General features: G+C 70.5%; 14 protein-coding genes. 10 read left to right on the forward strand and 4 right to left on the reverse strand.

Annotated features, from left to right (window positions below):
• Window positions 1-25: 25 nt before the first annotated feature.
• The 3 genes from ACIQMV_RS09160 to ACIQMV_RS09170 all read left to right on the forward strand — a co-directional run bounded on the left by ACIQMV_RS09160 (window position 26) and on the right by ACIQMV_RS09170 (window position 2,224).
• On the forward strand, window positions 26-1,165 hold the full coding sequence (locus ACIQMV_RS09160) for an acyl-CoA dehydrogenase family protein (RefSeq protein WP_402592141.1): 1,140 nt from the start codon (window positions 26-28) through the stop codon (window positions 1,163-1,165).
• A 104-nt stretch (window positions 1,166-1,269) separates the two neighbouring features.
• Complete coding sequence (locus ACIQMV_RS09165) at window positions 1,270-1,674, forward strand: RidA family protein (protein WP_141357373.1); 405 nt, start codon at window positions 1,270-1,272, stop codon at window positions 1,672-1,674.
• Between the two features lie 124 nt (window positions 1,675-1,798).
• Window positions 1,799-2,224, forward strand: a complete 426-nt coding sequence (locus ACIQMV_RS09170; RefSeq protein WP_402592142.1) for a DUF6299 family protein — start codon at window positions 1,799-1,801, stop codon at window positions 2,222-2,224.
• Window positions 2,225-2,288: 64 nt separating this feature from the next.
• On the opposite strand, the gene ACIQMV_RS09175 is transcribed toward ACIQMV_RS09170, so the two are convergent.
• Both ACIQMV_RS09175 and ACIQMV_RS09180 read right to left on the reverse strand, forming a co-directional pair.
• Complete coding sequence (locus tag ACIQMV_RS09175; protein ID WP_141357369.1) at window positions 2,289-2,822, reverse strand: Lrp/AsnC family transcriptional regulator; 534 nt, start codon at window positions 2,820-2,822, stop codon at window positions 2,289-2,291.
• A gap of 128 nt (window positions 2,823-2,950) precedes the next feature.
• Window positions 2,951-4,387 (reverse strand): aldehyde dehydrogenase family protein, encoded by a 1,437-nt coding sequence (locus tag ACIQMV_RS09180; RefSeq protein WP_402592143.1) that lies wholly within the window; start codon window positions 4,385-4,387, stop codon window positions 2,951-2,953.
• A gap of 319 nt (window positions 4,388-4,706) precedes the next feature.
• Between ACIQMV_RS09180 and ACIQMV_RS09185 the strand changes: the two genes are divergently transcribed.
• The 3 genes from ACIQMV_RS09185 (at window position 4,707) to ACIQMV_RS09195 (ending at window position 8,385) form a co-directional block, all read left to right on the forward strand.
• Window positions 4,707-6,161 (forward strand): APC family permease, encoded by a 1,455-nt coding sequence (locus ACIQMV_RS09185; protein WP_402592144.1) that lies wholly within the window; start codon window positions 4,707-4,709, stop codon window positions 6,159-6,161.
• A gap of 190 nt (window positions 6,162-6,351) precedes the next feature.
• Window positions 6,352-7,980: a flavin monoamine oxidase family protein gene (locus ACIQMV_RS09190; protein WP_401772931.1), complete on the forward strand. Its 1,629-nt coding sequence runs from the start codon at window positions 6,352-6,354 to the stop codon at window positions 7,978-7,980.
• Window positions 7,981-8,076: 96 nt separating this feature from the next.
• On the forward strand, window positions 8,077-8,385 hold the full coding sequence (locus tag ACIQMV_RS09195; protein WP_402592145.1) for a hypothetical protein: 309 nt from the start codon (window positions 8,077-8,079) through the stop codon (window positions 8,383-8,385).
• Here ACIQMV_RS09195 and wrbA read toward each other — a convergent pair.
• The gene (wrbA, locus tag ACIQMV_RS09200; RefSeq protein WP_402592146.1) at window positions 8,363-8,974 is read right to left on the reverse strand and encodes an NAD(P)H:quinone oxidoreductase; all 612 of its coding nucleotides are present in this window, start codon (window positions 8,972-8,974) and stop codon (window positions 8,363-8,365) included. The genes ACIQMV_RS09195 and wrbA overlap by 23 nt on opposite strands.
• Window positions 8,975-9,129: 155 nt before the next feature.
• Here wrbA and sigJ point away from each other — a divergent pair, with 155 nt between their 5' ends.
• Entirely contained in the window at window positions 9,130-10,065 is a 936-nt protein-coding gene (gene sigJ / locus ACIQMV_RS09205; RefSeq protein ID WP_402592147.1) for an RNA polymerase sigma factor SigJ, read from the forward strand.
• A 76-nt stretch (window positions 10,066-10,141) separates the two neighbouring features.
• On the opposite strand, the gene ACIQMV_RS09210 is transcribed toward sigJ, so the two are convergent.
• Window positions 10,142-10,771, reverse strand: a complete 630-nt coding sequence (locus ACIQMV_RS09210) for a TetR/AcrR family transcriptional regulator (RefSeq protein WP_402592148.1) — start codon at window positions 10,769-10,771, stop codon at window positions 10,142-10,144.
• An 88-nt stretch (window positions 10,772-10,859) separates the two neighbouring features.
• Here ACIQMV_RS09210 and ACIQMV_RS09215 point away from each other — a divergent pair, with 88 nt between their 5' ends.
• From ACIQMV_RS09215 to ACIQMV_RS09225, 3 genes are all read left to right on the forward strand, one after another.
• A complete protein-coding gene (locus ACIQMV_RS09215) occupies window positions 10,860-11,288 on the forward strand; it encodes a DUF4345 domain-containing protein (RefSeq protein ID WP_402592149.1) in 429 nt (142 codons plus the stop codon).
• 117 nt (window positions 11,289-11,405) lie between these two features.
• Window positions 11,406-12,926 (forward strand): amino acid permease, encoded by a 1,521-nt coding sequence (locus ACIQMV_RS09220; RefSeq protein ID WP_141357353.1) that lies wholly within the window; start codon window positions 11,406-11,408, stop codon window positions 12,924-12,926.
• A 34-nt stretch (window positions 12,927-12,960) separates the two neighbouring features.
• Window positions 12,961-13,497, forward strand: coding sequence for a GntR family transcriptional regulator (locus ACIQMV_RS09225; protein ID WP_402592454.1), 537 nt, complete (start codon window positions 12,961-12,963; stop codon window positions 13,495-13,497).
• Window positions 13,498-13,575 lie beyond the last annotated feature (78 nt).

Below are 13,575 nucleotides of genomic sequence, written 5' to 3' on the forward strand. Positions count from 1 at the left end.
CGGCCGGGAGAGAGGGGACCGGCGAATGCCCGCATTCTCGCTCGAACCGGAACAGGCGGCCTGGTGCGCCGAGGTGCGTGCCCTGGCCGCCGCCCGGCTGCGCCCGCTCGCCGAGAAGGGCGAGCCGGGCCACGTCAACCGCGCGCTCCTCGCCGAACTGGGCCGACTCGGCCTGCTGGAGCGCCTGTTCACCTCCGGCGCCCTCGATCTGTGCCTCATGCGGGAATCCCTGGCCCACGCCTGCACCGAGGCCGAGACCGCCCTCGCCCTCCAGGGCCTCGGCGCCCACCCCGTCCACGCCCACGGCACCCCCGCCCAGCGCGCCCACTGGCTGCCGCGCGTGACGGACGGAAGCGCGGTCGCGGCCTTCGCCCTCAGCGAGCCGGGCGCGGGCTCGGACGCGGCGGCACTGGCGCTGGCGGCCCGCCCGGACGGCCCCTCGCGCTGGCGGCTCACCGGCGAGAAGTGCTGGATCTCCAACGCCCCCGAGGCCGACTTCTACACCGTCTTCGCGCGTACGACACCGGACGCGGGCTCCCGTGGCGTGACCGCGTTCCTGGTGCCCGCCGACCGCCCCGGGCTCACCGGAACCGCGCTGGAGATGCTCTCGCCGCACCCCATCGGCGCGCTCGACTTCGACGGCGTCCCCGTCACGGCCGAGGACGTGGTCGGCGAGACCGACCGCGGCTTCCGCGTGGCCATGGGCACCCTCAACCTGTTCCGCCCCAGCGTCGGCGCCTTCGCCGTGGGCATGGCGCAGGCGGCGCTCGACGCCACCCTCACCCACACCGCCCGCCGGGACGCCTTCGGCGGCAAGCTGAGGGACCTCCAGACGGTCGCCCACCAGGTCGCCGAGATGGCCCTGCGCACGGAGGCGGCCCGCCTGATGGTGTACGCGGCGGCGACGGCGTACGACGAGGGAGCCCCCGGCGTCCCCGGACGCGCCGCCATGGCGAAGCTGCTCGCCACCGAGACCGCGCAGTTCGTCGTCGACACCGCCGTCCAGCTCCACGGCGCCCGCGCCCTGCGCCGCGGCCACCTGCTCGAACACCTCTACCGCGAGGTGCGGGCTCCCCGGGTCTACGAGGGAGCGAGTGAGGTGCAGCGGGGGATCATCGCGAAGGAGCTGTACGCGGGGTTGCGCGAGCCTGGGGAGGCATGGTGACCGCCGAGCCGTGCCCCTCGGAGGAGGCCGTGTGACCGTCGAGCCGTGCCCGCCGGAGGAGACCCTGTGACCGTCGTCGAGCCGCGTACGCCCGGGGAGGCCCTATGACCGCCGACCGCGTCAACCCACCCGCTCTGTCCCCGCCCACCGGCTTCTCGCACGCGGTGGTCGCCACCGGCTCACGGTTGGTGTTCCTGGCGGGCCAGACGGCACTCGACGCCGACGGAAAGGTGGTCGGCGAGACCCTGCCCGAGCAGTTCGAGCGGGCGCTGACCAACCTGCTGACCGCGCTCGCGGCGGCGGGCGGCACCGCGTCGGACCTGGCCCGGGTCACCGTGTACACCACGGATGTCGCGGCCTACCGCGTGCACGCCGCCGAACTCGGCCGCGTATGGCGCCGGTTGGCCGGCCGCGACTATCCCGCGATGGCGGTGGTCGGGATCGTACGGCTGTGGGACGAGCGTGCCCTGGTCGAGCTCGACGGCTTCGCGGTGCTGGGCGACGGCTGATCAGGCGGTGTCGGCCAAGTGGTCGACGGGCACGCGCCGCCGGAGAGTGAGGGTCACGGCCACCGCAGAGGGCGCCGGGTACGAGTGGAAGCTCCTGTTCCAGTCACCCCGGAGGTTCTTCCCCATGCCCCTGCGTCCCGTACTCGGCGCCCTGGGCGCGGCGGCGGCCACCGTGCTCGTGCTGAGCGCGCCCGCCATCGCCGCTCCGGGCGACAAGGTGACCATCGACCGGACGGCCCGCCTGTCGGTGGACGGCACCGTCACCGTCTCCGGCACCTACCACTGCTTCGGCGTCAACGGCCCGGTCTTCATCGGTGCGGCCATCGGCCGGGGATCCTCGGCCACCCGCTACGGAATCGGCGGCACCCGCGCCGTGTGCGACGGCGCCCCCCACCGCTGGCGGGCCTCCGGCACCGTGACGCCGAAGCGGCTCAGGCCCGGCCCGGCCCGCGTCGAGGCCGTCCTCGTGGAACTGCGACAGCACAGCGGCCTGCCGCTGCCGCATTTCCACGCCTCGCGCCACCGGAACGTGATGCTCGTCGCGCACTGAGCCCCTGCCCGGCTGCCCGGCACCCCAGCGGTGCCGGGCAGCCGGGCGTGCGGCGACGGGGCGGTCAGCGGTCGGCCCGCTGGTCGATGCCGGCGTCGTCGGGAGGACCCGGGGCGTCGAGGACGGAGGTCTCCACCTCGCCGACGCCCCACCCGTACGCCAGCTTGTGCACCTCCAGCACGAAGAAGGATTCCGTGGCGACGATCCCGTCGATCAGATGGAGGCGCCGCGTCATCAGGTCGGTGAAGTGAGCCGTGTCCCGACAGATCACCTCGGCCATGATGTCGAATCCGCCCGCGGTCATGATGACGTACGCGGTCTCGGGAAGCTCCCGCAGCGCCCGGCAGACCGACGGGGCGGTACCGGGACGTACCCGGATGCCGATCATCGCCAGCCGGTCGAACCCGATGGTCAGCGGGTTGGCGATGCCGACCACCTGCAGGATCCCGGCGTCCTTCAGCCGCTGTACCCGATAGCGCACGGAGGAGGCCGGGATGCCCACGTCCGAGGCGATCAGACTGTAGGCGCGACGTCCGTCGGTCTGCAGGATGGCGATGATGCGCCGGTCGATGTCGTCGAGCGGGCTCGGGGTGGACATACGGCTGCTCCGGAGGTCGCGACCAAGGTGTGGACCGGGCCGATGGCGGTCCCTCGGCACGGGGACGGCCACCGGGTCCGGGCGGTCCAGCGTACGGAGCCCCATGGAGCGGCGGGTCACCAGCCCGATCAGAGGCTCATGACGCCCGTACGCAGGTCGGACATGTCGAGCAGCGTGTGCTTGCCGCCGATCCGGCCCCAGCCGGTGCCGCGGTTGCCCGCACCGCCGAACGGCATGTTGACGTCCCAGAAGCAGGTGCTGTCGTTGACGACGACCTGGCCGACGGCCAACTCCTCTACGAACCGGTACGCCGAGGCCATGCTCTGCGTGAACACCGCGCCCTGGAGGCCGAGTTTGTCGTCGTTTGCGATCCGCAGCAGCTCGTCGTCGCTGCCGCCGGTGATGATGGGGACCACCGGGCCGAAGGACTCCTCGCGAGAGAGCAGGCTGTCCTCCGGCACACCGTCCACCACGGTGAACTCGTAGTAGAGTTCGGTCGGTTGGTCCGCACGGCGCTGCCCACCGAGCAGAATCCGCGCGCCGCGCTCGCGGGCGTCCGCCATGTGCCGGTCCATCTTGGCCGCGACACCCTCATTGTTGAGCGGCCCGAGGTTCGTCGCCGCGTCGAACGGGTCGCCGAGCACGACGTTCTCGGCGGCGCGGAGCACGGCCTCGACGAAGCCGTCGTGCGCGTCGGCGTGTACGACCACCCGCTCCGTGGCACAGCACACCTGCCCGGAGCACAGGTACGCGCCGTACACCGCGGCGCGGGCCGCCGCGTCCAGATCGGCGTCGGCGAGCACCACCAGCGGGCCGTTGCCCGAGCACTCCATGAGGGAGCGCTTGAGCCCGGCGGCGGCCGCGACCTTCGCGCCGGTCGCCGAGGAGCCGATGAAACCGATGGCGTCGACACCGGGGTGGCGCACCAGCATGTCCCCGGCCGCACCCTCGCCGGGCAGGACGTTCACCAGGCCCGCCGGGACCCCCGCCTCGACCATCGCCTCCATGGCCTTCAGCACGGTCAGCGGGGTGTTCGCCGGCGGCTTGACGACGTGCGCGTTGCCGGTGGCCAGCCCGGGGGCGACGAACTCGGCGAGCATCAGCAGCGGGAAGTTCCAGGGCGTGATGATGCCCCAGGTGCCGACCGGCCGGTAGAAGGTCCACATCCGCTTGGTGCGGTCCGTCGACGGCATCGTCTCACCGTGCAGCCGTACCGCGTCCTCGGCGTGCAGATGGAACAGCTGCGCCGCCTCCTCGATGTCGGCGACCGACTCGGCGAGCGGCTTGCCCTGTTCCAGCGTCTGCAGACGGGCCAGTTCGTCCACCCGGGCGGACAGCGCGTCGCCGACGCGGTGACAGATCTCCGCCCGCTTCCAGACGTTGACCTTCGCCCAGGCCTGCTGTGCTTCGTTCGCCGCCTTCACAGCGGCGTCCAGGTCGGTGGCGGAGGGGAGGGGGATGGTACCGATGCGCTCGCCGGTGACCGGGCTGATGACGTCGTAGGTCTTGGTACCGGTGCTGTCGGCGTAGTCGCCGTTGATGAAGAACGGGTGCACGGCAGACATGAAGAGCCCTTCTGGTCGTAACGGGGAGAGCGCAGAGGGGGAGTGATGCCCACACCATCGGGTCGGCAACGAAAGGCTGTCAATAGGTCGGAACCCGCAATTCAAAGGCCAGTTGATTGCTGAATCAGCAGGCTCAAGCCATTGACACTGCGAAATCGGTGGCCCTACGGTGCGGGGCTCATGGACCCCGGCTCTCCGCCCGGGGCGCGCCTCCCCGCACTTCTCTCCCCGCCTCGCCGTCCCGGCTCTCCCCTACCGGCTCCTCTCTCCCGGCTCTCCCCTTCCGGCTCTGCAACCGCTCTCCGTCCGAAGGAGACCCATGTCCGAGCAACCTGCCCTCGCCAAAAAGATGCGATGGTACGACGGGTTCGCCATGTCGCTGACCATGCCGGCCGCGCTCATCGCATCCCTGGGAGCCTCGATCGGGGGGCTCGGCGCCTGGGGCGCGATCGCCCTGTGGGCGGTGTCCATGGTGCTGGCCACCGCCACCAACTGGATCTACACCGAGATGGCCGCGATGTTCCCCGACTCCTCCGGCGGAATCGCGCACTACGCCACCGAGGGCTGGCGCAGCCGCGCCCCCGTCGTAGGAGCCCTGGCCGGCATCGGCTACTGGCTGCCCTGGACCACCGCCCTGGCGGTGTACGCGGGGATCATCGGCTCCCTGGTGCAGGCGCAGTGGTTCCCCGGCCAGACCTGGACACTCGACCTGGGCGTGGCGGAGCTGAGCCTGCCGATCGTGGTGGGACTCGTCGTCATGGGGCTGCTGTACGCGGCGGCGATGTACGGCCTGCACGCGGCGATGTGGGTGGTCTACGTGACCGGCGGGATCCTGCTGATCCCGCTCGCGGTCTTCGTCGTGGGACCGTTCCTCTCCGGCGACTGGAGCACGGCCGGCCTGCACTGGAACCTTCACGGCATGAGCGGGCTCCGCGAGGCCCTGGTGTGGTTGTACATCATGGCCTGGACCTCCTTCGGCGTGGAGGTGTGCGCGACCTTCGCCCCCGAGTACAAGGAGACCGTGCGGGACACCTCCCGGGCGCTGCGTGCGGGGGTGCTGTTCTGCCTCGGCGTCTTCATCCTGCTGCCACTGGCGCTCTCCGGCTACGTCGGCGAGAAGAAGATCGGAGAGGATCCCACCGCCTTCTACGTCGGCGCCTTCCGCGACCTGGTCGGCGGCGCCGCGGACCTGATGATCGTGTTCCTTATCGCCTCACTGCTGCTCATCATGATCACTGGGCTGGCCGACGGCTCGCGGGTGCTGTACGACATGGGCCGTCAGGGGGTGACGATCCGTCAGGTGGGTGTGCTCAACCGGCGCGGTGTACCGGCTCGCGCGCTCACCGTCGCGCTGGCGATCAACGTGATCGTGCTGGTGGTGCTCAAGACGCCGCTGGCGATCATTGTCACCGGCAACCTGGGCTACATCCTGACCCACATCCTGGCGATCTCCGGGTTCGCGTTGCTGCGCCGGGACCGCCCCGATCTGGCCCGCCCGATCCGGCTCCCCGACTTCTTCGTGCCGCTGGCCTGGTTCCTCACCGCGCTGCTGGCCGTCATCCTGGTCGTCGGCGCCACCGGCTTCTCCATCACCGGGTACGGCGGTTTCAGGGAACTGGCCATCGCCGTCGGCGTACTGGCCGCGGCGGTCCTGCTGTGGGAGTATCGCCGCCGCGTCCAGGACCGCGACGCCCCGGCGCCCACCGACGAGCCCGCGGCCGGCACCGACGGGGCCCCGCCGCACGACGAGGTGAGGGAAGCCCCCCGCCGCTGAACCTCTCGCTGCCGTGACCGTCCGGCCGCCGAGAGCATCACTCGTCCCCCTTCCCACCGCATCCCGTCCCGAGCCGTGCCGCACGCACGGCGTCAGGCACTTCCCAACCCCCCATGCATCCCCAGGCCGGCGGGTTCGTGCGCCGCAGCCGCCGAGCACCCCTCCCCTTCGCAGCAGTAAGGACTTCGGCATGGCACGTTTCCAGGGTCGTACCCGTCTCAGCGCCCACATGCGCGCGATGTTCTCGGCACACGACGAAGCGGCACGCACCGGCGTGCCGGTGGAAGAGATCCAGGGCAGGCGGGCCGCTGCCGCTGTCGAGGGGGCGAGCCGCAGGCAGTTCCTGCGCGGTGCCGCTGGTGGCCTGGCGGTCGCCGCGGCCGGCGGGCTCGGCGTCCGCTCGCTGCTCCAGGCTCCGGCGGCCAACGCCGCCACCGCACCCAGAGTGGTCGTCGTCGGCGCCGGCCTGGCCGGGCTGCGGGCCGCCCACGACCTGTACCGCAGGAAGGGCATCGCCGCCACGGTCTACGAGGGCAACACCCGAGCCGGCGGCCGGTGCTGGAGTCTGCGTGGCTTCTTCGACGCGGGCCATGTCGTCGAGCACGGCGGCGCCTTCATCAACACCGACCACACCGCCGCCCGCAACCTGGCGGCCTCGCTCGGCCTGACCCTACGGGTCGTCAACGGCGGCAACACGCCGCCCAACGGGGACAAGTACTGGATCGACGGTGCGCTCTACAGCACCAAGGAGGCCAACACCGACTGGAAGGCGGTGCAGCCGAAGTTCGCCGCAGAACTGGCCGCCGCGCCCTACCCGCAGACCTACGGCAACTACACCGCGCGCGGCCGCCAACTGGACCTGATGACGGTCGACGAATGGCTGGCCGCCAACGTCCCCGGCGGCCTCGGCAGCCGGTTCGCCAAGCTCATGCGGTCCAACGTGCTCTCCGAGTACGGCCTCGACCCCAGCCAGCAGCCCGCGCTCAACCTGATCTACCTGCTGGGCTGGAACAGCCCGGGCTCCCTCGCCCCGCTCGCCGGCGACGACGAGAAGTACTCGATCGTCGGCGGCAACGACCAGCTCGTCTCCGGGATGATCGGCCAACTGCCTTCCGGCACGGTGCAGTACGGAAAGAAGCTCACCGCGCTCCGGTCCAACGCCGACGGTACGGTCACCTGCACCTTCAGCGACGGCCTGGCCGTCTCGGACGTGACCGCCGACAAGGTGGTCCTGGCGCTGCCCTTCACCACACTGCGGGACTGTGACCTCAGCGGTGCCGGGTTCTCCGCGCTGAAGACCCGGGCGATCCAGCAGCTCGATCTGGGCACCAACGCCAAGCTCCATGTGCAGTTCGCCAACCGGCCGTGGGTGGCGCAGAAGTACGGCGGCGTCGCCTACACCAACCCCGACACCCTGCAGACGGTCTGGGACGACACCGTGGGCCAGGCGCTGCCCCAGGGCATCCTGTGCCAGTTCCCGGCCGGCTCCGCCGTGACCACCGGCTGGACGGGAGCCGCCTTCGACACCGCCCCGGCGGCGCAGGTCAGCACCTTCCTGTCCCAGATGGAGCCGGTCTTCCCCGGTGTCACGGCCGCGTACAACGGCAAGGCGTACCGCGACGTCTGGTACCTCAACCCCTGGTCCAAGGGTGCCTACAGCTGCCCCCGGGTCGGCCAGTACACGACCCTGTGGGGTGCCCAGCCCGGCGCCGAGGGCAACGTGCACTTCGCCGGTGAGCACACGTCCCTGGACGACTACGGCTTCCTCGACGGCGCGATCGCCTCCGGCGAGCGGGTGTCGAAGGAGATCGCGCCCTGACACCGGCATGGACCACGGTGTGGCCCCGGAGGAGTGATCGTGCCGGAGTCGGCGGACTCCGGGCCTCCGGGGCCACCGCCCGTCCCCACCAGAGCTGTGGCCTCCACCACTGCGATCCTGGAAGCGGACCTCACCGCCGCGGGACTGTCCCTCGACGACCCCGGGGAACAGTCGGAGGACCCCGAGGTGGTCCACCGCACCTGCCTGAAGGTCATCGAGCGGCGATTCGGCCTGACCCTGCCCCGCGACCAGATCCTCAACGGTCCCTTGCCCACGGTGTTGATGAAGGCGAACGTCGCCAACTGCCCGTGCTGGGCACGGAGCAGTCCTGAGCGAGCGGCCGTCCACGCGCACCCCCGGCAGGTCCGGCGTTCCGCACGGATCAGGCGGCCCGGCCGGCCTTGAGCGCGGCCGTGGTCTCGACGACGCGGCGGGCCTGGTGGCGGGCCGCCCGCAAGGCGACCTCACCGGGCGGGCCGTCGCCGGCCACGTGGGAGGTGCCGTAGGGATTGCCCGACTGGAACTGGACGGGATCGGTGTAGCCGGGAGGCACGATGACGCCGCCCCAGTGGTAGAACGTGTTGCCCAGCGCCAGGAGGGTGGATTCCTGTCCGCCGTGGGCGGTGTTGGAAGCGGTGAAGGCCGAGTACACCTTGTCCGCGAGCCTGCCCCGGAACCACAGGGGACCGGTGCTGTCGATGAACGCCCGCAGCTGACTGGCCGGGTTGCCGAAGCGGGTGGGGGTACCGAACAGCACCGCGTCGGCCCACTCCAGATCGTCGTGGCCGGCCTCGGCGACGTCGGCGGTGTCCTGGAGGTGTTGGGCCCACTCCGGCCTGGCGCTGATCTGCTCCGGTGACGCCGTTTCGGCCACCTTGCGCAGTCGCACGTGCGCGCCGCCCTTTTCGGCGCCTTCGGCGGCGGCTCGCGCCAGGGTGTGCACGGTACTTGTGGCGCTGTAGTAGATGATCGCGACGTTCACGGGGTCCGACATGGGATTCCTTTCCTCGTCCGCGGGCACGCTGTTTGCTTCACCGGTTACGACGACACGACCCCGCGCGATGTGAGGCGACGGGCCGGCCTCACAGCTCGACGGGGTGTCTCGTCGGGCCGGGTAGGGGCGGAGCGACCGAGGGAGCCGAGGACACCATGACCAACCCAGCCGGGCCCGGACCCGGCCGGCCCGATCCGGGCCTGGACGCGATCACGAGCGAGCGGCACCAGCTGATCAATCTCGCGTACCGGCTCCTCGGCTCGCTGGCCGAGGCGGAGGACGTCGTGCAGGAGACGTACGCCCGCTGGTACGCCATGTCCCCTGAGCGGCGCGAAGCCATTGAATCCCCCGGCGGCTGGCTGACGACGGTCGCCAGTCGCGTCTGCCTCGACCTGCTCCGCTCGGCACGGGCCAGGCGGGAGCGCTACGTGGGGGAATGGCTCCCGGAGCCGCTGCCCGACGGCACGGAGTGGATCAGCGGGCGGTGGGAGGCCGACTCGCCCGACTCGGCCGACCGGGTCACCCTCGACGAGTCGGTCGACATGGCCTTCCTCGTCGTACTGGAATCGATGACCCCGGCCGAGCGCGTCGCGTTCATCCTGCACGACGTCTTCCGCTACCCCTTCGCCGAAGTGGCCGAGATCGTCGGCCGCACCCCGGCGGCCTGCCGCCAACTGGCCTCATCGGCCCGCCGCCGCCTTCGCGCGTCGCGGCCCGTGACGACTCCGGCAGCCCCGCGCGCCGACCTCGTCAGAGCCTTCAAGCAGGCGTGGGAGGCCAAGGACATCGAGGCTCTCATCGGCCTGCTGGCCCCCGACGCCACCGCGACCGGCGACGGTGGCGGCCTCGTCCGAGCCGAACTCCGCCCGCTCGAAGGCGCCGAACAGATCGCCTGCTTCTTCGCCGACCGGCCCGGCGCGGCCCCCGACGGGACGGTCCTGGAACGCACGGTCAACGGCCGGCCCGGTCTGGTGGCCCAACTGGACGGCGTCACCGTGTCGGTCCTGGCGTTCGACATCACGGACGACCGGATCAGGCGCATCTGGGCCGTACTCAACCCCGACAAACTCCGCCCTTGGACAGCACGCTGACACAGGCCCGGACGCCCCGTCCGGCTGAGCTTCCACCGTTGCTCGTCGGCATCGCGGCCCGTTCCGTGGCCGTGAACTAGGCGTGGGCCTCGGGCCGCTGCGGCGGCCACTCGTGGGTGGGGTCGTCGGTGAGCAGTGGCTGGAGAGCGCCGAGGAGCGCGCCGACGCAGCTGTCGCGGAGCTGGGTGCGGGTGCAGGTCTCGTGGGTGAGCCAGTCGACGCAGAGGACCTGGACAAAGACCAGCCAGCTTTTGAGGACGGCGGACACTGCCTCGCGGGTGCTGTCGTGTGCGAGCGGGAGTACGGCCAGCAACCGCGTACGGAGTGCGTCCAGTTCGTTCGTCATGATCGACTGAATCACCGGGTCGCCCGCGAGAACCCGGTTTGCGGCGAGGACGGCGTTGCGGTTGGCCACGAAGTAGTCGAGGTGGACGTCCATGCCCTGGACGAGCTGCTCCACCAGGGAGTCGGCGGGGTCGAGCCGGGTTTCGGCGAGCAGTTGGTCCGCGGCCTGTTGGTAGACGGCCGCGAAGAGGGCGTGCTTGCTGGGGAAGTGGCGGTAGAGCAGGGCTCGGGAGACGCCGGCCTCTTTGGCGACCTCATCCATCAGCACGTCGTCGTACGGGCGTTGGGCGAAGAGCCGCGCTCCGACGGAGAGGAGTTGGGCGTGGCGGTCGGCGGGGCTGAGTCGCTGGCGGGGAGGCACGAACGCAGGCTACTTGACATGTGTCTACTGGCGCAGTCTAGTAGACACATGTCAACTAAGGCTCCACCGGGGCGGGTTGGGAGGAGGCATGGCAAGGACTCTGCGGGCACTCACGCAGTTGATGGGCTGGGCCTGCGTGCTGATCGGCGCAGTTCATGTGGCACTCGGCAACGCGGCGATCCCCGGCGCGGGTTCCGCCGGGACGACGGTCGACAGCTGGGGCCGGTTCATGGGGGCGAGCTTCGTCGGCTACGGGCTGGCCTGGCTCTGGGCCGCTCGGCAGCGGCCCGTCCCGGCTCGGGCGGTGCGATGGCTGGCCGGCGTCTTTCTGCTGGGTGGCGCGGGGCGGCTGCTCTCGCTCGCCCTTCACGGCCGGCCGCAATGGTTCCAGATCCCGCTGATGGTGATCGAACTCGGCCTGCCGCCCGTCTTCTTCTGGCTGGCGGACGCGGAGGAACGAGCTCTGCGCGACAGCGCGGAGACCGTGCCCGCCGGGCGGCGAATGCGCACCGACTGAGCGGACTCCGGCGGGCTGTGTGTTGCGACCTGGAAAGGTTTGAGATCAGGCCATTGACAATCGGTGTGTCGTACGCCACTTTGTTCGCCGTCGTCCCTCGTCGATGAGGAGTCGCGGATGGCTGCGCAAGAGGAAGTCCAGCCAGAGATAGAGCTGGACGAGGATGCTGCCCGTCTCGCAGAGATGGGCTACAAGCAGGAACTTCATCGCGGTATGTCCGCGTTCTCGAATTTTGCCGTATCGTTCTCGATCATTTCGATCCTGGCGGGCTGCATCACGTCGTACGGGATCGCGCTGAAGTCGGGTGGTCCGTCGACCATCGTGCTCGGCTGGGCGGTGGTCGGTGTCTTCGTGACGTGTGTGGCGCTGGCCATGGCCGAGGTGTGCTCGCGCTACCCCACCGCGGGGGGTCTCTACTTCTGGGCCGGTGAGCTCGCCAGGAACAACAAGCGTGCTTGGGCCTGGTTCGTGGGCTGGTTCAACTTCATGGGCGAGGTCGCGGTGACCGCCGCGATCGACTTCGGGTGCGCCACGACCTGGATGGCGTTCATGAACCTCGTCTGGGGCATCGAGGTAACCGCCGGCGGTACTTTCCTGCTGTTCCTCGCGATCATTCTTGTGCACGCGCTTCTCAACACATTCGGCGTGAAGCTCGTCGCGTTCCTGTCGAACGTCTCCGCCTGGTGGCACGTGGTGGGCGTCCTGGTCATCGTCGGCGTGCTGTGGGCGCTGCCCGAGCACCACCAGTCCGCCGGGTGGACGCTGACGGGCTGGCACAACGCCACGGGCTGGACCTCCGGAATCTACGTCTTCCTCATGGGCCTGCTGATGGCGCAGTACACCTACACCGGGTACGACGCCTCGGCCCATGTGGCGGAGGAGACCAGGGGAGCGGCCCGCAGCGCGCCGCGCGGGATCGTGATGAGCGTGGTGATCTCGGTCATCGGCGGTTTCATCCTGCTCTTCTCCATCACCGCGTCGATCCAGGACAAGAGTTCCGCGGGACTGGACAAGCTGGCCGCGTCGAGTACCGGGCTGCCGCCGGCGCAGGTCTTCCTGGACTCGCTGAACAGTCCGGCCACGGCGAAGTTCCTGCTGTTCATCGTCTGCGCCGCGCAGTTCTTCTGCGGGATGGCCTCGGTGACCGCCAACTCCCGGATGAGCTATGCGTTCTCGCGCGACAACGCCCTTCCGGGGTCGAGAATCTGGGCGAAGGTCAACCCGCGCACCGGGACGCCCACGAACTCGATCTGGTTCTGCGTGGCGCTCTCGGCGCTCCTGACGCTGCCGGCCCTGTTCAACACCACGGCATACCTGGCGGTGACCTCGATCGCGGTGATCGGCCTTTACATCGCCTATGTCACGCCGGTGCTGCTGCGTCGTCTGCGCGGCAACGAGTTCGTTCCGGGACCGTGGCACCTGGGCAAGTGGAGCAGCCTGGTCGGCTGGGTCGCGATCGTGTGGGTCGTGGTCATCTGCGTGCTGTTCGTGCTGCCGCCGACCCGGCCGGTCAACGTCGACAGCTTCAACTACGCGCCGATCGCGGTGGCCGTGGTCGGTCTGTTCGCGCTGGTGTCGTGGTACGCGGGCGGCCGTAAGCACTTCATGACCAGCCGTGACAACCTGGAGGAGCTGTGACGTCGTGACGCCCGCGGTCCCCCTCGGGCCTGCGATGGACCCCGATCCGGGAGAGAGCCTGCTCCGGCCGGTGCGTTCCCACCACGCTTTCGAGTCGTGCGTGGAGCGGTTGGCGACCGCGATCAGGCTGGGCGGGCATCCGCGAGGTTCGGCGCTGCCGACCGAGCGGATCCTGGCCGAGCGCCCGGGAGTGTCCCGGGCGACTCTCCGGGAGGCGATCTCCGCATGTGCGGATGGCGGGTTTCGTCGAGACGCACCGGGGTCGCGGCGGTGGCACCGTCGTCGTCCACCGGCCGCTGAAGCCCGGGGAGGGGTCGCTGTCGTTCTCGCGCGAAGAACTTCGGGACGCCTTGGAGTTCCGGCGGATCGTCGAGCCGGGGCGGCGCATCCGGCGGCGAAGGCCGCCGATCCGGACGCGCGGCGGCATGCGCAGGTGGAGGAGACGCCGGCGCTGGTCGACGAGGCTGCGGACCCGGCGGGCCACCGACAGGCAGTGGGGGATCACCGCGAGGTCACGGCAGCTCTGCTGCGCGGCCTTCTCCGAAGTGACGACGCCCGGCGGCTGTCCTGAGGTCACGTGCATGTCGAGGACCACACCGCCGCGCCCGCTCGATGCCGAGGCGTTGTTCCCGGAACTGTCGGCCTACCG

The sequence above is a fragment of the Streptomyces sp. NPDC091412 genome (assembly GCF_044756885.1).
In the GTDB taxonomy this organism is placed as follows: Bacteria; Actinomycetota; Actinomycetes; order Streptomycetales; family Streptomycetaceae; genus Streptomyces.

Coding starts and splice junctions, on each gene's coding strand:
- ACIQMV_RS09215 (WP_402592149.1), top strand. CDS start 10,860: ATGGCAAGGACTCTGCGGGCACTCACGCAGTTGATGGGCTGGGCCTGC.
- ACIQMV_RS09160 (WP_402592141.1), top strand. CDS start 26: ATGCCCGCATTCTCGCTCGAACCGGAACAGGCGGCCTGGTGCGCCGAG.
- wrbA (WP_402592146.1), bottom strand. CDS start 8,974: ATGTCGGACCCCGTGAACGTCGCGATCATCTACTACAGCGCCACAAGT.
- ACIQMV_RS09165 (WP_141357373.1), top strand. CDS start 1,270: ATGACCGCCGACCGCGTCAACCCACCCGCTCTGTCCCCGCCCACCGGC.
- ACIQMV_RS09170 (WP_402592142.1), top strand. CDS start 1,799: ATGCCCCTGCGTCCCGTACTCGGCGCCCTGGGCGCGGCGGCGGCCACC.
- ACIQMV_RS09185 (WP_402592144.1), top strand. CDS start 4,707: ATGTCCGAGCAACCTGCCCTCGCCAAAAAGATGCGATGGTACGACGGG.
- ACIQMV_RS09175 (WP_141357369.1), bottom strand. CDS start 2,822: ATGTCCACCCCGAGCCCGCTCGACGACATCGACCGGCGCATCATCGCC.
- ACIQMV_RS09180 (WP_402592143.1), bottom strand. CDS start 4,387: ATGTCTGCCGTGCACCCGTTCTTCATCAACGGCGACTACGCCGACAGC.
- ACIQMV_RS09225 (WP_402592454.1), top strand. CDS start 12,961: ATGGACCCCGATCCGGGAGAGAGCCTGCTCCGGCCGGTGCGTTCCCAC.
- ACIQMV_RS09190 (WP_401772931.1), top strand. CDS start 6,352: ATGGCACGTTTCCAGGGTCGTACCCGTCTCAGCGCCCACATGCGCGCG.
- ACIQMV_RS09220 (WP_141357353.1), top strand. CDS start 11,406: ATGGCTGCGCAAGAGGAAGTCCAGCCAGAGATAGAGCTGGACGAGGAT.
- sigJ (WP_402592147.1), top strand. CDS start 9,130: ATGACCAACCCAGCCGGGCCCGGACCCGGCCGGCCCGATCCGGGCCTG.